We start from the raw sequence: 16,905 nt of genomic DNA on the forward strand, positions 1-16,905 counted from the left end.
AACATCAAAAGATCGCAGCCTGCGGCAGCTCCTACAGTGGGATTAGAGTTGGTAGCTGAAACTGATGCTGTAGCGAGTCCGGGGGTTGAAGGTATTGAGGGCTTCAAAATAGACAGTGGGTCGCGGGGTTGATTTATTCCCGATTGATCACGTAAAAATCGATCCTGTAGGAGCTGCCGAAGGCTGCGATCTTTTGATCTTGTTTTTTAAAAGCAAAATCAAAAGATCGCAGCCTGCGGCAGCTCCTACAGGGGATTAGGGTTGGTAGCTGAAGCTGATGCTGTGGCGAGTCCGGAGGTTGAAGGTATTGAGGGCTTCAGAATAGGCGGTGAGTCGCGGGGCTGATTTATTCCCTGATTGACCGCGTAAATATCGCGAGCAAACGCCCCTGTAGGAGCTGCCGAAGGCTGCGATCTTTTGATCTTGATCTTAAAAAATAACATCAAAAGATCGCGGCCTTCGGCAGCTCCTACAGGGGATTAGAGTTGGTAGCTGAAACTGATGCTGTAGCGAGTCCGGCGGTTGAAGGTATCGAGGGCTTCATCGGACATTGCCTTGGCCGCCTCCAGCGCGATGTTGTAGTACCTGGCATCGCCAAAGCGTAGGCCGATCGCGGCTGATGACAGGTTGTTGGCCTGCACCGGCAGTTGATTGAACCAGCTGCGCGAACGGTCCAGTACGAAGTACGGTTGCAGGATGCGCACCCAATTGCCATCGCGGTTGTAGCTATAGTTGAATTCGTACGCCACGCCCCAGCCCTTGTCGCCGGATGCTTGATCGTCGGGATAACCGCGACCGAAATTCTGCCCGCCAAACACCGCGCGTTCACTATCGGGCAGGCTGTCGTCGCTCCAGTAGAGCGCGGCGGACAACACGCCTTGCCAGTTATCGAGGAACTTGTTGCTCTGCACGCCGGACAGGCGCGCGCGGAAGAAGTCCAGATCGATGGCGCTGTTGTTGGATTCCGCGCCCATGCTGTCCATGCCCTGGTACACGCCACCGCTGATGATGCGCAGCTGTCGGGCATCCGCTTTGCGCCAGTCGCTTTCGAAGGCCAGGGCGCGGATGTCGGTGCGCTCTTCGACGCTCAAGGGATAGCCAACGACTTTGTAGCGAGTCTTGTCATTGACCGCGTACAGGCGAGAGCCGGCGGTGAGCAATTCATTGGAAGCAGCAATCAGTGGCAGGGTGAAGCCGATCGAATAGCGGTCGTTCTCGCGATGGGGTTTCAGTTCCAGGCCATTGTCGAGCACGATGCTGGTGCCCGGGTCGGCGCGATAGCGCGAAGCCGACAGCGCCAGTTGTGCGCCTTCAGCGTTGAGAAACTGGTTGTAGTCGAGGCGATAGTAATGCTCGTGGTCATCGCCCGGCGGGAACAGCCCGCTGAGCGAAAGTTGCTCGCCCATTGCCGTTTGCGAATTGCTGCTGACCCCGAGCAGCGCCTGCGGGCCGTTGCGGTTGTCTTCGGTGGTGCTCAGCGTGCTGGTGAACGGTTTGCGGCTGGCCTGGGCCACCAGCGTCGTTGCGCCGTCGGTAGTGCCCGGCGGCGGCACCTGGGCCTGAATGGTCACGCCGGGAATCCGGCTCATCAAGGTGGTGTAGCGTTCGAAGGTCTTGCGCGTCAACGGACGCTCCGCCTGGATCTTCGCGGCCATTTCATCAATCAGCTTTTTGACGCGGCCGATATCGCCCTGCATTTGCACGTCGCGCACGTAACCTTCCACCAGCACCACTCGCGCCACGCCGTCTTCAAAGTTCTGCTGCGGCAGGAACGCGTAGGACAGCAGATAACCGTCCTGCTGATAGCGACGGGTGATGTTGCGCGTGGCTTCGATCAGGTCGGCGAGACTGGTTTCACGGCCAATCAACGGTTTGAAATTGTCGGCCAGTTCGTTGAGCGGATAGATCGTGCCGCCTTCGATCTGCACGGTTTTCAGGTTGACTCTGGTGCTCATCATCAACGGCTGCGCAGCAGTCGCGCCGGCCTCAGGGACCTGCACCGGCGCCGCACTCGGACGATAGGCATCGGCCGGCAGGTTTGGCACGGGCAGGTTGCGGATGGTTTCGTTGCTGTTGAGAAAACTGGGCAGGGTGTCGGCGAGGGCAGTGGAACTGAGACTGAGGAACAGCAAAGACGCCAGAACGCGCATAGGACACTCCATGGTCAGATGACAGCCGATGGCCGTTTTTCCTAAGAAAAAAGCGGAAGACTCGTAGGAATCTTCCGCCTCAACCAAGCGTAGGCGCTGTAGGTAAGGCCGTCGAATCGGCCAGGTGCAATTTAGCGTCTGTTGCCACCGAGCGCGCCGGTCAGGCCACCGAGTACCCCGCCCAAACCACCGGTTGCTGTGCCACCGCTGGTGGTGCCGCCATTGACCAGCCCGCCGACCGCCGCCACGGTGCCGCCGACGTTAGTCACCAGCCCACCGACCGCCGTGGTCACCGGATTGTTGGTCGCGGCGATGGCGCCACCGAGGCTGCCAACCGCCGCACCGACTTGACCGGTGAGCCCGGCGACAGGAGTGCCGAGACCAGTGGCTGCGCCGACTTGTTGAGTCACTTGGGTGACGCCGCTGGTGATCGGGTTCAGACCGCCACCGACAGCGGCGCCGAGGTTAGCCAATGCAGACGTAGGGCCAGTGATCGGTGCGCCAGAGCCACCCAGTACAGTGTTGAGCGAAGCGATGGTACCGCCCAGCCCGCCAGCGGTAACACCACCGGCACTGACTACGCCGTTGCTGCTGCCAGCGTTCAAGCCTGCGCCGACATTGACCACTGCGCCGCCCACCGTTTGCAGTAGACCCGTGCCACCGAGGCCACCACCAATGCCGCCTCCGATGCCACCGCCAACTCCGGAACCAGTGCCGTTGGACACCAGGCCCCCTGCCTTGCCGACTGCCGTGCCGGTATTGCTCAGAGCACCACCGAGAGTGTTGGTCAGCGCATTGCCGTTACCAGCGTCGGTTACTTTTCCGCCGACGCTGTTCACAGTGGTGCCGACTTTTGCGATCACGCCTTTGAGCGGATCGCCCAGGCCGGTGGCTTCGCCGATTTTGTCGGTGGTGCTTTCAACCATGGCGATGACTGGCACCAGACTGCTGCCGACTTTGTTGGTCAACTGACTGGTCGGCCCGTTGCTGAGAGAGGTGTTGAGGGTGTCGCCGAGCATGGTGACTTTTTCGCCGACACCATCGAGCAGTGGCGCGACTCTGGTGACCACGCCGCCGACCACGGGAACGCTGCTGGTCGCTGTATTCAGTTTTACGCTGAGGTCAGAAACGCCATCGCCGACATCCGAGACCACGCCGCCGACCGAGGCCACAGTGGTGGTCAGGCCTTTAGGGTCGGTGGCCAGTTTGCCGATACCGTCAGCGACACCATCACCCAAAGTGCTGACGACGTTCCCGGTGGTGTTGGCCACGCTTTGCACAATGCCGCCGGCGACCGGAACACTGCTCAGCGAGTCGCCAACCTGCCCCACGCCATCGCCCACGCCGCTGACGGTGTTGCCGACATCCTGTACCAGTGTGGTGGTGACGAGCGAAGGCGCAGCCGGGTTCGTTGGATTGGCTGGATCGGTTGGATTCGTCGGATTCGCCGGATCGGTGCCACCACCGGTGCCGCCAGTGCCGCCAGTACCACCGGTTCCGGTTCCACCGGTGCCCGCAGTATCGCCGCTGCCAGTGCTGCCAGTGCCGCCCGCACTGGTAGTGTCGCTGGTCGGTGCCGAACTGGCGGAGCTGCTTTTATGGCCGCCACCGCCGCTGCTGCAACCAGCGAGGCCGAGGGAGAGGATCAATGCCACAGCGATTGCTGATTTGGACCACATCACTTGAGTTTTCATGATTGAGATTCCTGCACCTGTCACAACGTTACGTTGCCTTCGATGGCCCGCCGATCTGTCGTCAGCGGTGCCTCGTCCGTGGCTGTAATCTCAATCGACGGTCGCTTTTGCACCATTCTCAAGTTGGTATTAACCCCTTTATACAGAGGCTCGCGCGCAGTGCCTAAGGACTAATACCGAGGGCATAAACGCACAGAAAAAAGCCTTGAAATTCAAGGCTCGGTATTTTTCCAGGGCGGGGGCAGGGCAAGAAAAAACTTAAGTTATATATACACAATTGAAGCGTTTTCCCGCCCGCGCAATCAGGCGATCGGCTGCCATTGGCCGATCATATGTTCAAGGTCTGTCCCGCCCTGCAGACGCAGCTCGCCGCTGGAACCCGCTGCACTGGCCAGCAGCGTAACGTCGCTGGGCAGACGCACCGGTTTGCGAAAATGCACGGCCACTTCCAGATTGGCTTTGGGCAGATGATCAGAAAGCGCTGCCAGGGTCCGTGCCTTGTTCCACAATCCGTGCGCGATGGCGGTAGGAAAGCCGAACAGCTTCGCGCTCGCGGTACTCAGGTGAATCGGGTTGTAATCGCCGGAAACTTTCGCATATTGGCGGCCAATGTCTGCGGGCGCGGTCCAGCGGGCGACTTCGATCAGGTCTTGGGACGGCGCCCATTCTTCGATCACCGGCTCGCCTTCGAGCTTGACCCCGCGACAGAGCATCTGACTTTCTGCTTCCCACAGCGGCCCGAGCTGATCGTCCAGCGTGGTCAGCAAATCGAACGTCGCGCCCTTTGGATGCGGCTGCAAATTATGTACGCGCACGCTAACGTGCGCGCGACTGATCCCGCCCATCGGTCGCAGGACACGGATGCGGTTGCTCAGATGAATCAGTCCCAGCAGCGGAAATGGAAAATCCCTGGCGGTGAGCAGTTGCATCTGCAAGGCGAAGGCGAGGATGTGTGGATAGGTCGGCGGCAGCAGGCCGTCCTCGGCGAATCCGCAGACCTTGCGATAAGCCGCCAGGCGTTTGCCATCGACATCCACCCAACAACGTAAACCGCTGTCAGGCAATTGCGTGCCGGTAATTTTGCGTCGCGTTGCCGCCCGAGTGTAGAGACCGGGCAGACTCGGTTCGCGGTCCAGCGTGTGCCATTCGATGCTCATGCCTTAAGCCCCCAGAACACTTTGGCCACAGACCCGCAGCGCTTGCCCGGTGAACGCGCCGGTGCCCGGTTGCGCCAGCCATGCCACGGCTTCGGCGACGTCTTGCGGCAAACCGCCCTGGCCCAGCGAACTCATGCGCCGGCCAGCCTCACGCAGGCCGAACGGAATGTGCGCGGTCATCTGGGTTTCGATGAACCCTGGCGCCACGGCATTGATGCTGATCCCGCGTTCGAGCAGCGTAGGCGCCCAGGCCTGCGCGAGACCGATCAACCCGGCCTTGCTCGCGGCATAGTTGGTTTGCCCGCGATTACCGGCGATGCCGCTGATCGATGCCAGCAGAACCACCCGTGCGTTGTCCCGCAGCGTGCCGCTGTCGAGCAGCGCTTTGGTCAGCACTTGCGGGGCATTGAGGTTGACCGCGAGCACCGCATCCCAGAATTCCGGGGTCATGTTGGCGAGTGTTTTGTCGCGGGTGATGCCGGCGTTGTGCACCAGAATGTCGAGGCCATCGGGCAACTGTTCGATCAGTTGGCGGGCGGCGTCTTCGGCGCAAATGTCGAGCGTGATGCTACGTCCGCCGAGGCGCGCTGCGAGCGCCTCGAGGTCGGTTTTTGCGGGCGGCACGTCGAGCAGAATCACCTCGGCACCATCGCGGGCCAACGTTTCGGCGATGGAAGCGCCTATACCGCGAGCGGCCCCCGTGACCAATGCTTTGCGCCCGGCCAGTGGCCGCGTCCAGTCGGTCACCGGGGTGGCGCAGGCCGTCAGCCGAATGACCTGCCCGGAGACGAAAGCACTTTTCGGTGAGAGGAAAAACCGCAGCGGACCTTCGAGTTGGTCTTCGGCGCCGTCACCCACGTAGATCAGTTGCAGCGTGCCGCCGCCGCGCAGTTCCTTGGCCAGCGAACGGGAGAAACCTTCCAGTGCCCGTTGGGCACTGGCGGCGAACGGCTCGCGCAAGGTTTCCGGGGCGCGGCCGAGAATCACCAGATGCGCGCTGTGCTCGAGGTTTTTCATCAGCGGCTGGAAAAATTCGCGCAACTGTTTGAGCTGGTCGGTGTGCTGCAAATCACTGGCGTCAAACACCACGGCTTTGAGTTTCGGGCCATGGCCGGGAATCCACTCGGTGGCCGCGGCCGGCTGTTCGCCGTAGCGGTAAATGCCCTCGGTCAAGCGATTGGCGAAGCTGGCGATGCGTGCGGCCAACGGCCCGCCGCCGATCAGCAACGCACCCTCCACCGGGCGCAGACGCCCGGCCTGCCAGCGTTCCAGCCGCACCGGCGACGGCAGGCCCAGAGCCCCGACCAGACGATGGCCGATGGTCGAGTTGGCGAAGTCGATATAGCGGTCAGACATGGAACGCTCTCCAGAAGTTGGGGTTCAAAGTGTGGACTATCGACCGCAATCAATCGTTCGATCCACGCAATACGGCCTACGCTAGAACAGCAGAGTAGACCATCGACCCTGTGGGAGCTGGCTTGCCAGCGATGGCGGAGTGTCAGCCACTGCGGAGGCTGGATGTGCCGGCCCTATCGCTGGCAAGCCAGCTCCCACAGGGATCTCAATGAATCCGGATCACAAGGAGTTATGCATGAGTCAGCTGCGCCGCGTCGCGATCATTGGCGGTAACCGGATCCCTTTCGCCCGCTCCAACGGGCCGTACGCCATGGCCAGCAATCAGGCGATGCTTACCGCCGCTCTTGAAGGCCTGATCGAACGCTACAACCTGCACGGCCAGCGCATCGGCGAGGTCGTAGCAGGTGCGGTGTTGAAATTGTCACGGGATATGAGCCTGACCCGCGAATGTGTGCTCGGCTCGCGGCTGTCGCCTGCTACCCCCGCTTACGATATTCAGCAGGCCTGCGGCACTGGCTTGGAGGCGGCGATACTGGTAGCGAACAAAATCGCCCTCGGCCAGATTGATTGCGGCATTGCCGGTGGGGTCGATACCACTTCGGATGCACCCATCAGCGTGAGCGAAGGCCTGCGCAAAATCCTCCTGCAAGCTAACCGTGGGAAAACCACAGCCGACAAATTGAAAACCCTGCTGCAGTTGCGACCTAAACATTTGGTCCCGGAATTTCCGCGCAACGGCGAGCCGCGCACGGGCCTGTCGATGGGGCAACACTGCGAGCTGATGGCGCAGACATGGAACATTCCTCGCGAAGAGCAGGATCAACTGGCGCTGGAAAGTCATCACAAACTGGCGGCGTCCTATGCCGAAGGCTGGCACAACGACCTGATGACGCCGTTTCTTGGCCTCACGCGCGACAACAACCTTCGCGCCGAACTGAGCCTGGACAAACTCGCCGCGCTGAAACCGGCGTTCGAAAAAAGCGCCAAGGGCACGCTGACCGCGGGCAACTCCACGCCACTGACTGACGGCGCCTCCGTGGTGTTGCTGGGCAGCGAAGAGTGGGCCAGAGCGCGCGGCCTGCCGATCCTCGCGTATTTGCGCGATGGCGAAACGGCGGCAGTGGATTTCGTCAACGGTGCCGAGGGCCTGCTGATGGCGCCCGTGTACGCCGTGCCGCGCTTGCTGGCACGCAACGGGTTGACCTTGCAGGATTTCGATTTTTACGAAATCCACGAAGCGTTCGCGGCGCAGGTGCTGTGCACGCTCAAGGCCTGGGAAGATCCGCAATACTGCAAGACCCGCTTGGGCCTGGATGCCCCACTTGGTTCGATCGACCGCAGCCGGCTCAATGTCAAAGGCAGCTCGTTGGCGGCAGGGCATCCGTTTGCCGCGACCGGAGGACGCATCGTTGCCAACCTGGCCAAACTGCTCGATGCCGCTGGCAAGGGCCGAGGCCTGATTTCGATCTGCGCGGCGGGCGGGCAGGGCGTCACCGCCATCATTGAACGGTGAAAAGGTCCTGACCCTAACCCTCTCCCAAAGGGAGAGGGGACTGATTGGCGATGCTAAAGAGCTCCACCGATGGGGAATATCTGCAGCGTATCCATAATTCAACTCGGTTCTTCAGGCGATGTATAGCAACAGACAACTCGGTCGGTTCCCTCTCCTTTGGGAGAGGGCTGGGGTGAGGGCAACAGCTTTATACCGAGCGTGTCAGATTCTGTCGCAAATGCCCTCCACCGCCGGTACATCCAATCGTGACCGGCTCGGCTATGATTCTCAGCGGTCGATTTTTTCGGCACAGTGTGTGCATTCATAGGGTTCACAGGTCGGTAACCCCTCCCCGTAGTGCGAGGATTGCCGTATAACGAGTGACATTCGCGTGTTTGGTAATAAAGGACCCACAATAAAAGCTGATGAAGACTCCAAAACGCATTGAACCCCTGATCGAGGACGGTCTGGTCGACGAAGTGCTGCGCCCACTGATGAGTGGCAAAGAAGCAGCTGTTTATGTAGTGCGCTGCGGTAATCAGTTACGTTGCGCGAAGGTCTACAAGGAGGCGAATAAACGCAGTTTCCGCCAGGCGGCCGAATATCAGGAAGGTCGCAAGGTTCGTAACAGCCGTCAGGCGCGCGCGATGGCCAAAGGCTCCAAATTCGGTCGCAAAGAGACCGAAGATGCCTGGCAGAACGCCGAAGTGGCGGCGCTGTTCCGCTTGGCCGGTGCCGGTGTGCGGGTGCCCAAACCGTATGACTTCCTCGACGGCGTATTGTTGATGGAGCTGGTAGCCGACGAGTTCGGCGACGCTGCGCCGCGGTTGAACGATGTGGTGCTGGAGCCCGATCAGGCGCGTGAATATCATGCGTTCCTGATTTCGCAAATCGTGCTGATGTTGTGTACCGGTCTGGTGCACGGTGACCTCTCGGAGTTCAACGTGCTGCTGACCCCGACCGGCCCGGTGATCATCGACCTGCCACAAGCGGTCGATGCCGCAGGCAACAACCACGCGTTCAGCATGCTGGAGCGTGATGTTGGCAACATGGCTTCATACTTCGGTCGCTTTGCCCCGGAGTTGAAGAAGACCAAGTATGCGAAAGAAATGTGGGCGTTGTACGAAGCCGGCATCCTGCACCCGAACAGTGTGCTGACCGGTGAGTTCGATGATCCGGAAGACCTTGCCGATGTCGGCGGCGTGTTGCGCGAGATCGAAGCGGCGCGCCTCGACGAGGAACGCAAACAGGCGATCCGTGCGGCAGACGACGAGCCCAAAGGCAAGTCCGAAGAACCACCGCCACCGCCGTGGATGCAGTGAACGCTTGATGAAAAACCCGGCTCCGGCCGGGTTTTTTTGTCTGCGCTATTTGCGCGACAGCGAGCATGCCCTTGTAGGAGCTGCCGAAGGCTGCGATCTTTGCGCCTTTGCTTTTAAAGGCAAAGATCGCAGCCTGCGGCAGCTCCTACAAGGATCGTATGTGAGTACCCTACGCAACACCCACCTGATCGTCAGCGCCCGGCTGATTTCCGATTTCGGCGCGTTTCTCAACATGGTTGCGCTGGCCACCTACGTCTACCTGCTGACTGACAGCGCCATGAGCGTTGGTATTTTCCTCGCCAGCCGCGTGGGCGGGGGCATGCTTGCCAGTCTCATCGGCACGCCGTTTTACCGCCGCTGGGGCGGACGCCTACCGTTGATTGCTTTCGATTTGCTGCGTGCAAGCCTGCTCGGTTTGCTGCTGGTCGTGCCTGTCGCGCAGCAGGCGATTTTCCTGCCTGTGGTTGCCTTCGGTCTGGGCCTCGGCAATTCGATGTTCGCCATCGGCCTCAACAGCCAATTGCCGCGCCTGATTCCCAACGATCAATTGCTCAAAGCCAATGCCTGGATCACCTCGGCGTCTTCCGCTGCCATGGTCGGCGGCAGTCTGGTCTCCGGTTTGCTGGTGGCCGGTTTCGGTTTCGAAACGGTTTTTGCATTCAATGCGCTGACCTATCTGCTGGCGGCCATGTTGATCGTGCCGCTGCGTTTTGAAAAATCCACCGTTGCGGAAAAATCCCAGCGCAGTGACTGCTCCGCGCTGATGCACTGCCTGCGCAGTGCTCCGGTGATTGCCGCAATGTTGGCGGTGAGCCTGGGTGATACCTTGGGCAGCGCGGCGCACAACGTCGGTTTTCCCATCATTTCGAAGCTGCTGAGTCCGGATTCCGCCAGCACCACGCTGGGCCTGATGCTCGCGGTGTGGGCCAGCGGCAAATTGCTTGGCGCGTGGATCGCCAGTCGTCTGAAGGGCTCGGACAACATTCATCTGGAACGACGGTTTTTCTTCGGCGTGGCATTGATGTCTTGCGGGTTCATTCTGATGTTTCAGCAGCACAGCCTTTTCGGATTGCTGTTGTTTTCGCTGCCGGCAGGACTGGGTGACGGCTTCTCCGAGGTCGGGCTGATGTCACGCCTGCAACGCGAACCGGAGTCTTTGCGCCTGCCGATCTTCAGCTTTCTGACGTTGCTGCAAATGACCGGCCTGGGCATCGGCATGCTGATCGCTGCGCCGTTTTATGCGTGGTGGACACCCGGTGCGGTGGTCATGCTGTTCCACGGTATTCCGCTGGGCACATTGCTCGCGGTGAAGTTGCTGGCAGTCAGGCGCGAGCGGGTTGTGCGCAGCAGCCCGACGCCAGTTCCTTGAGGATCGGGCAATCGGGACGGTGATCGCCGCTACAGTGCTCGACCAGATCCTGCAGGGTGTCGCGCAACTCGCCGAGTTCGCGGATCTTCTGATTCAACTCATCAATATGCTGACGCGCCAAGGTTTTTACGTCGGCACTGGCGCGTTGGCGATCCTGCCAGAGGGTCAGCAGTTTGCCGACTTCCTCCAGCGAAAAGCCCAGATCGCGTGAGCGCTTTATGAATGCCAGTGTGTGCAGGTCGTCGTCACCGTAGATCCGATAGCCACTGTCGGTGCGATGGGCCGCTTTGAGCAAGCCTATCGATTCGTAGTAACGGATCATTTTTGCGCTCAGGCCACTGTGCCTGGCTGCTTGGCCGATGTTCATCGGTGTTCCTCCAGATCCTCGGGTTTCCAGGTTTTCAACAGTAGCGCATTGCTCACCACGCTGACGCTCGACAGCGCCATTGCCGCACCGGCCAGGACCGGATTGAGGAAGCCGAACGCCGCCAGCGGAATGCCGATCAGGTTATAGACGAAAGCCCAGAACAGGTTTTGGCGGATCTTCGCGTATGTCTTGCGGCTGATTTCCAGCGCGGCCGGCACCAGCCGAGGGTCGCCGCGCATCAGTGTGATCCCGGCTGCGTGCATGGCGACATCAGTGCCACCGCCCATGGCAATGCCGATGTCGGCGGCAGCCAGAGCCGGAGCATCGTTGATGCCGTCGCCGACCATGGCAACCACGCCGGTTTTTTTCAGCTCGGTAACGGTGGCCGCTTTGTCGGCGGGCAAGACTTCGGCGTGGACGTTGCGGATGCCCAGCGCCTCGGCGACCACGCGAGCGCTGCCGCGGTTGTCACCGGTCAGCAGATGGCTGTGGATATCCCGCGCGGCGAGTTGCTCCACCGCTTGCAGTGCACCGGATTTCAAAGTGTCGCCGAACGCGAAAAGGCCGAGCACGCGCGGTTCCGGGCTCTGTTCGATCAGCCACGATAACGTGCGGCCTTCGGCCTCCCAGGCAGTGGCTGACGCGCTGAGATTGCCGGCATCCAGGCCGCTTTCTTCCAGCAAACGCCGATTGCCCAACGCCAGACGGCGGCCATCAAGCGTGCCGGCGATGCCGCGACCGGTCAGGGATTGGCTGTCGCTGACATCCGCGACGGTCAGCCCACGTTCGGCGGCTGCATCCATTACGGCTTTGGCCAACGGATGTTCACTGCCGCGTTGCAGTGCCCCGGCGAGTCGCAGCACGGTGTTTTCATCGCCATCGACCGCATTCAAATGGGCGATGCGTGGCGTGCCCGACGTCAGCGTGCCGGTCTTGTCGAACACAACGCTGCTGACTTCATGGGCACGTTCCAGCGCTTCGGCGTCCTTGATCAGAATGCCGTGGCGCGCCGCGACGCCAGTGCCGGCCATGATCGCGGTCGGGGTCGCCAGGCCTAACGCGCATGGGCAGGCGATCACCAATACCGCGACGGCGTTGATCAGCGCCGTCTCCAGAGGGGCGCCATACAGCCACCAACCGATCAATGTGGCCAACGCGATCAGCAAAACAGTCGGGACGAAGACCTGGCTGACTTTATCCACCAGTTTCTGGATCGGAGCCTTGGCGGCTTGAGCGTCTTCGACCAATCGAATGATCCGCGCCAATACCGTTTCCGCGCCGAGCGCTTGAGTGCGCACCAACAGCCGCCCCTCGCCGTTGATCGCGCCGCCGGTGACTTTGTCCCCCGGTTGTTTCGGCACCGGCAGACTTTCGCCGCTGATCAGCGCTTCGTCGGCATGGCTCTGACCTTCGATGACCTCGCCGTCGACCGGAAACCGCTCGCCAGGTTTGACCAGCACTTGATCATTCAGGCGCAGGGCGCTGATGGCGACATCCTGCTCGCGGCCGTCGATCACTTGAATCGCCCGCTCCGGACGCAACGCTTCGAGCGCGCGGATGGCACCGGCGGTCTGGCGCTTGGCGCGACTCTCCAGGTATTTGCCGAGCAGTACGAGTGCGATGACCACCGCGGACGCTTCGAAATACAGATGCGGCATGCGTACGGTAGCGGTGGCCCATTCATACAGACTCAGGCCGTAACCGGCGCTGGTACCGAGGGCGACCAGCAAATCCATGTTGCCTGCACCGGCGCGCACGGCTTTCCACGCGGCGACGTAGAAGCGCGCGCCGAAAATGAATTGCACAGGCGTGGCCAGGGCGAATTGCGCCCAGGCCGGGAGCATCCAGTGAACGCCGAACGGTTGCAGCAACATGGGCGCCACCAGCGGCAGGGCGAGGACAATGGCGCAGATCAGCGTCCAGCGCTCATGCTTGAGTTTTTGTTGCTGGTTATCGGTTGGAGGGTTCTCGGCCTGCCAGACGCTGGCGCTGTAGCCGGCCTTGCTCACGGCGTCGAGCAGGGTTTGTGCATCGACCTGACCGAGCAATTGAAGATGTGCGCGTTCATTGGCGAGGTTGACGCTGACGGCTTTTACGCCGGGGACTTTGTTCAGCGCCCGCTCGACGCGCCCCACGCATGACGCGCAGGTCATGCCGTCGATGCTCAACTCAAGCGTCTGTTGCGCAACGCTGTAGCCCGCGCGTTCAACGGCCTCCACCAGGGCAGGCAGGCTTTCGCCGGGTGCTTGCACCCGCGCTTGTTCGGTGGCGAGGTTGACGCTGACGGCGTGGGCGCCGCTGACGTTGCTCAATGCCCGCTCGACCCGGCCGGCGCAACTGGCGCAGGTCATGCCGGCAATCGGTAAATCGAAAGTGGTGGAATCTGACATTGGTCGTACCCCCTGTAGTGGATGCCTACAAGGATCAACCTTGCCACGCGGGCAAGGTCAAGCACCAATCTGAAAAGCAAAAGATCGCAGCCTTCGGCAGCTCCTACATTGGAATGCAATCCCTGTAGGAGCTGCCGAAGGCTGCGATCTTTTGGCTAGCGACTCAGTATCCGAGTCCAGCAGGTTTCAGATAGACGCCTTCAGCATTCATTGCCAATCGAAATTTGACGACTTCACCGGCATGCAGCACGACTTCCTGCGAACCCGGTGCCAACATCCCGGGATTGCAGCCCGATACTTGGCCCGGCAACAGCTTCAAGCGCAGCGAGACCTTGCCCGGCGGCAGGTTGAAAGAAGTGCTCTGCTCCTGAAACAGCCGCGCCGAGAGCTGATCCTGGATGTAGACGCCAATCTCGCAGGACGTCGCGACTTCCAGGCGCTCGCGGGAAATGATCAGCACCGCATAATCCTCACCAGCGGCCTGCGCCTGGGGCAGGGTGGCACAGAGACCGAGAAAGCCAAACAGGCTGAAAGCTGACCAGCGCATGGCTGAATCTCCTGAATCGAGTCATTGATATACGCAGCTTGGCCGAGCGCGACGCCGATTGCCAGCCCGGCAGTTTATTGAAGAACTTGACCTTGCCATCGTGGCAAGCTCGACACTGTCGGCAACCTCACTAACCGGAGTCATTTTATGCAAGTGTTCAATGTTCAAGGCATGTCCTGCGGTCACTGCGTCAAAGCTATCACCCAGGCTGTGGAGGCGCTGGATCCGGCGGCCAGCGTGCGGGTCGACCTGGCGGCGAAAGAGGTTGGCGTCGAAAGCGCGCTGAGTGCCGAGCAGGTGCTGGCGGCGATTCGTGAAGAGGGCTACGACGTCGAAGTTGCCTGATGGAACAAAAACATCGCAGCCTCGTTTAGCTCCTTCATATTCTCTCGTAGGAGCTGGGGAGCCTGCGATGTTTTGATTGTTAGCGAGCTATCGGAATGTTCAACGCGTGCGGGCGCGGCTAAACTGTCGGGCTGCTGACTTGCCAACCTGGATACTTGATGAACTTCCGTACCATTCTGATTCTCGGTGCCTTGACCGCTTTCGGGCCCTTGGCAATCGATTTTTATCTCCCCGCATTCCCTTCGATGGCGCTGGCGTTCGGCACGGACGAAAACCATGTGCAGATGACCCTGGCTGCGTATTTCGCCGGTCTATCGATTGGTCAGCTGGCTTACGGCCCGGTGGCGGATCGCTTCGGCCGGCGGGGGCCGTTGCTTATCGGCCTGGCGTTGTTCACCTTGGCATCACTGGCTTGCGCTTATGCACCGAACCTGGAATGGCTGATCGGCGCGCGTTTTGTCCAGGCGCTGGGCGGTTGTGCCGGCATGGTGATCTCCCGCGCGGTGGTCAGCGACAAATGCGACGCCGTGGGTTCGGCGAAGGTCTTCTCGCAATTGATGCTGGTCATGGGCCTGGCACCGATTCTGGCGCCGATGCTCGGCGGTTTGCTGGTCAACACCACAGGCTGGCAGTCGATCTTTCTGGTGTTGACCGGGTTCAGCGCGCTGGCAGGTCTGGCGGTAGCGCTCGGCCTACCGGAAAGCATGCCGGCGCACGTGCCGCGCCAACCGTTATCCGGCGCGCTGCGTCAGTACGGTCGCTTGATCAAGGATCGGGTGTATCTCGGACATGCCCTGACGGGCGGCATTGCGATCGCCGGGATGTTTGCCTACATCGCCGGTTCGCCGTTCATTTTCATCAAGCTCTATGGCGTGCCCGCTGAGCATTTCGGTTGGTTGTTCGGCACCAACGCTGCGGGTTTCATTCTGGTGGCGCAAGTCAATGCGCGGATGCTGGCCAAGCGTGGCCCGGCGTTTCTCCTGGCCCGAGCGGTGTGGGTCTACCTCGCGGCGGGATTAGCGCTGCTGGCGGTCAGTTCTTTGCACACCGAATCCTTGTGGCCGCTGCTGATTCCGTTGTTCATCTGCGTCTCCAGCCTGGGCTGCATCAGCCCCAATGCGGCGGCCTGCGCGATGAACGGGCAGGGCGGGCGCGCCGGCAGTGCGTCGGCGCTGCTGGGGTGCATGCAATTCAGCGTCGCCGCTGCCGCTTCGGCGCTGGTGGGGGTCTTGCACGATGGCACAGCCGTGCCGATGGCGATTGTCATCAGTGGCTGTGGCGTGCTGGTGGTGAGTGTCGCGATGATCACCCGTCGTCTGCACAATGCCCGGACGCTGGCGCAAGCCCAGGCCGAAGGCTGATAACGCTTCAGCCGGCAGCGCGCTGTCGGCTGTGGTCGGGGATTTGATGGGGCGCGCAGAGCCGCGCTTCGAGGGTGCGGGTGAACGCCAGAGCTTCGGCTTCACTGCGGAATGTCACGGCGTGTTGGTCCAGTCGAACCTGCCATTGAGACTTCGCCACTTCTTTTATCAGGATCTTCATTGCTGACCTCCCTTGCGTAAAAGATGCATCGCAGAGGCTTCGATTGTAGTCCTGAATACGATCGTAATTATGACGACGGTCAACTGTCGGACTGACGGCAAAAAGCCTTCGCAGCCCCCGCAGGCGCTGGCGAAGGCTGCGATGCTTGGTTCTTAGAAACCTTCTAAAACAATTTTCCCCTTGGCTTTGCCACTTTCAAGCAGCTCATGTGCGCGGCGCAGGTTGGCGGCATTGATGGTGCCGAAGTGTTCGCCTACGGTGGTCTTCAGCGTCCCGGCATCGATAAGCTCGGCCACGCGGTTGAGCAGGTTGTGCTGCTCGATCATGTCCGCTGTTTCAAACAGCGAGCGGGTGTACATGAACTCCCAATGCAGCGACAGGCTCTTGCGCTTGAGCTTGCTCACGTCGAGGGATTTCGGATCGTCGATCAGCGCCAGTTTGCCTTGCGGCGCCAGTGCTTCAACGAGCTCATCCAGATGCTGATCAGTCTGGGTCAGACTGGCGACGTGGGTAACGCTGGCTAGCCCGGCTTTCTTCAGCTCGGCACTGAGAGGCTGGCTATGATCGATCACCAGATCGGCGCCTGATGCTTGGACCCAGGCGCGCGTCTGCTCACGTGAAGCCGTGCCAATGACTTTAAGCCCGGTAAGTTGTTTGGCCAGTTGCGTGAGGATCGAACCCACCCCACCGGCCGCGCCGACGATCAGCAGGCTTTGGCCTTCGTCGGTGTTGCCTTCGCGGATTTGCAGGCGCTCGAACAGCAGTTCCCACGCGGTGATCGCAGTCAGCGGCAGCGCAGCGGCTTCGGCGAAACCAAGCGATTTCGGCATGTGCCCAACGATCCGTTCATCGACCACATGCAGTTCGCTGTTGCCACCGGCGCGGGCGATGGAGCCGGCATAAAAGACTTTATCGCCGGCCTTGAACAAGGTCACTTCGCTACCGACTGCCTTGACCACGCCGGCCACGTCCCAGCCCAGCACTTTCGCCGCGCCGTTTTCCGGCGCCACGTTCTGCCGCACCTTCGTATCGACCGGGTTGACCGAAATGGCTTTGACTTCCACCAGCAAATCGCGCGGGCCGGCGACGGGCTCCGGCAGTTCGATGTCTTGCAAGGATTTCGTGTCGCTGATCGGCAGGGATGCGTAATAGGCGATGGCTTTCATGAAGGCTC

At 60.9% G+C, this 16,905-nt stretch carries 14 protein-coding genes; 5 read left to right on the plus strand and 9 right to left on the minus strand.

Features of this window, described 5'->3' with window-relative positions; all coding sequences use genetic code 11:
• Positions 1 to 479: 479 nt before the first annotated feature.
• The 4 genes from EL257_RS03260 to EL257_RS03275 all read right to left on the minus strand — a co-directional run bounded on the left by EL257_RS03260 (position 480) and on the right by EL257_RS03275 (position 6,357).
• Positions 480 to 2,150 carry a ShlB/FhaC/HecB family hemolysin secretion/activation protein gene (locus EL257_RS03260; protein ID WP_126359783.1) on the minus strand — a complete coding sequence of 557 codons (1,671 nt, stop codon included), beginning with the start codon at positions 2,148 to 2,150 and terminating at the stop codon, positions 480 to 482.
• 131 nt (positions 2,151 to 2,281) lie between these two features.
• On the minus strand, positions 2,282 to 3,844 hold the full coding sequence (locus tag EL257_RS03265; RefSeq protein WP_126359785.1) for a collagen-like triple helix repeat-containing protein: 1,563 nt from the start codon (positions 3,842 to 3,844) through the stop codon (positions 2,282 to 2,284).
• Between the two features lie 302 nt (positions 3,845 to 4,146).
• Positions 4,147 to 5,001 carry a MaoC family dehydratase gene (locus EL257_RS03270; protein WP_126359787.1) on the minus strand — a complete coding sequence of 285 codons (855 nt, stop codon included), beginning with the start codon at positions 4,999 to 5,001 and terminating at the stop codon, positions 4,147 to 4,149.
• A gap of 3 nt (positions 5,002 to 5,004) precedes the next feature.
• Positions 5,005 to 6,357 (minus strand): 3-oxoacyl-ACP reductase, encoded by a 1,353-nt coding sequence (locus EL257_RS03275; protein WP_126359789.1) that lies wholly within the window; start codon positions 6,355 to 6,357, stop codon positions 5,005 to 5,007.
• Between the two features lie 235 nt (positions 6,358 to 6,592).
• Here EL257_RS03275 and EL257_RS03280 point away from each other — a divergent pair, with 235 nt between their 5' ends.
• From EL257_RS03280 to EL257_RS03290, 3 genes are all read left to right on the plus strand, one after another.
• Positions 6,593 to 7,870, plus strand: coding sequence for an acetyl-CoA C-acetyltransferase (locus tag EL257_RS03280; protein ID WP_126359791.1), 1,278 nt, complete (start codon positions 6,593 to 6,595; stop codon positions 7,868 to 7,870).
• Between the two features lie 404 nt (positions 7,871 to 8,274).
• Positions 8,275 to 9,171, plus strand: a complete 897-nt coding sequence (locus tag EL257_RS03285) for a PA4780 family RIO1-like protein kinase (RefSeq protein ID WP_126359793.1) — start codon at positions 8,275 to 8,277, stop codon at positions 9,169 to 9,171.
• Between the two features lie 160 nt (positions 9,172 to 9,331).
• Positions 9,332 to 10,540 (plus strand): MFS transporter, encoded by a 1,209-nt coding sequence (locus EL257_RS03290; RefSeq protein ID WP_126359795.1) that lies wholly within the window; start codon positions 9,332 to 9,334, stop codon positions 10,538 to 10,540.
• Here the strand turns inward: EL257_RS03290 and cueR are convergent.
• The 3 genes from cueR to EL257_RS03305 all read right to left on the minus strand — a co-directional run bounded on the left by cueR (position 10,494) and on the right by EL257_RS03305 (position 13,844).
• Entirely contained in the window at positions 10,494 to 10,907 is a 414-nt protein-coding gene (cueR, locus tag EL257_RS03295; RefSeq protein ID WP_126359797.1) for a Cu(I)-responsive transcriptional regulator, read from the minus strand. The genes EL257_RS03290 and cueR overlap by 47 nt on opposite strands.
• Entirely contained in the window at positions 10,904 to 13,297 is a 2,394-nt protein-coding gene (locus tag EL257_RS03300; RefSeq protein WP_126359799.1) for a heavy metal translocating P-type ATPase, read from the minus strand. The genes cueR and EL257_RS03300 overlap by 4 nt, the downstream gene beginning before the upstream one ends.
• Before the next feature lie 163 nt (positions 13,298 to 13,460).
• Positions 13,461 to 13,844, minus strand: coding sequence for a hypothetical protein (locus tag EL257_RS03305; RefSeq protein ID WP_126359801.1), 384 nt, complete (start codon positions 13,842 to 13,844; stop codon positions 13,461 to 13,463).
• 147 nt (positions 13,845 to 13,991) lie between these two features.
• Here EL257_RS03305 and EL257_RS03310 point away from each other — a divergent pair, with 147 nt between their 5' ends.
• Both EL257_RS03310 and EL257_RS03315 read left to right on the plus strand, forming a co-directional pair.
• Positions 13,992 to 14,189 carry a heavy-metal-associated domain-containing protein gene (locus EL257_RS03310; RefSeq protein ID WP_126359803.1) on the plus strand — a complete coding sequence of 66 codons (198 nt, stop codon included), beginning with the start codon at positions 13,992 to 13,994 and terminating at the stop codon, positions 14,187 to 14,189.
• A 158-nt stretch (positions 14,190 to 14,347) separates the two neighbouring features.
• A complete protein-coding gene (locus EL257_RS03315) occupies positions 14,348 to 15,550 on the plus strand; it encodes a multidrug effflux MFS transporter (RefSeq protein ID WP_126359805.1) in 1,203 nt (400 codons plus the stop codon).
• A gap of 7 nt (positions 15,551 to 15,557) precedes the next feature.
• Here EL257_RS03315 and EL257_RS27660 read toward each other — a convergent pair whose 3' ends face one another.
• Both EL257_RS27660 and EL257_RS03320 read right to left on the minus strand, forming a co-directional pair.
• The gene (locus EL257_RS27660) at positions 15,558 to 15,731 is read right to left on the minus strand and encodes a hypothetical protein (RefSeq protein WP_172604445.1); all 174 of its coding nucleotides are present in this window, start codon (positions 15,729 to 15,731) and stop codon (positions 15,558 to 15,560) included.
• 152 nt (positions 15,732 to 15,883) lie between these two features.
• Complete coding sequence (locus EL257_RS03320) at positions 15,884 to 16,897, minus strand: zinc-binding alcohol dehydrogenase family protein (protein WP_126359807.1); 1,014 nt, start codon at positions 16,895 to 16,897, stop codon at positions 15,884 to 15,886.
• Between the last annotated feature and the right edge of the window lie 8 nt (positions 16,898 to 16,905).

It is taken from the genome of Pseudomonas fluorescens (genome assembly GCF_900636825.1).
Taxonomy (GTDB): Bacteria; Pseudomonadota; Gammaproteobacteria; order Pseudomonadales; family Pseudomonadaceae; genus Aquipseudomonas; species Aquipseudomonas fluorescens_BG.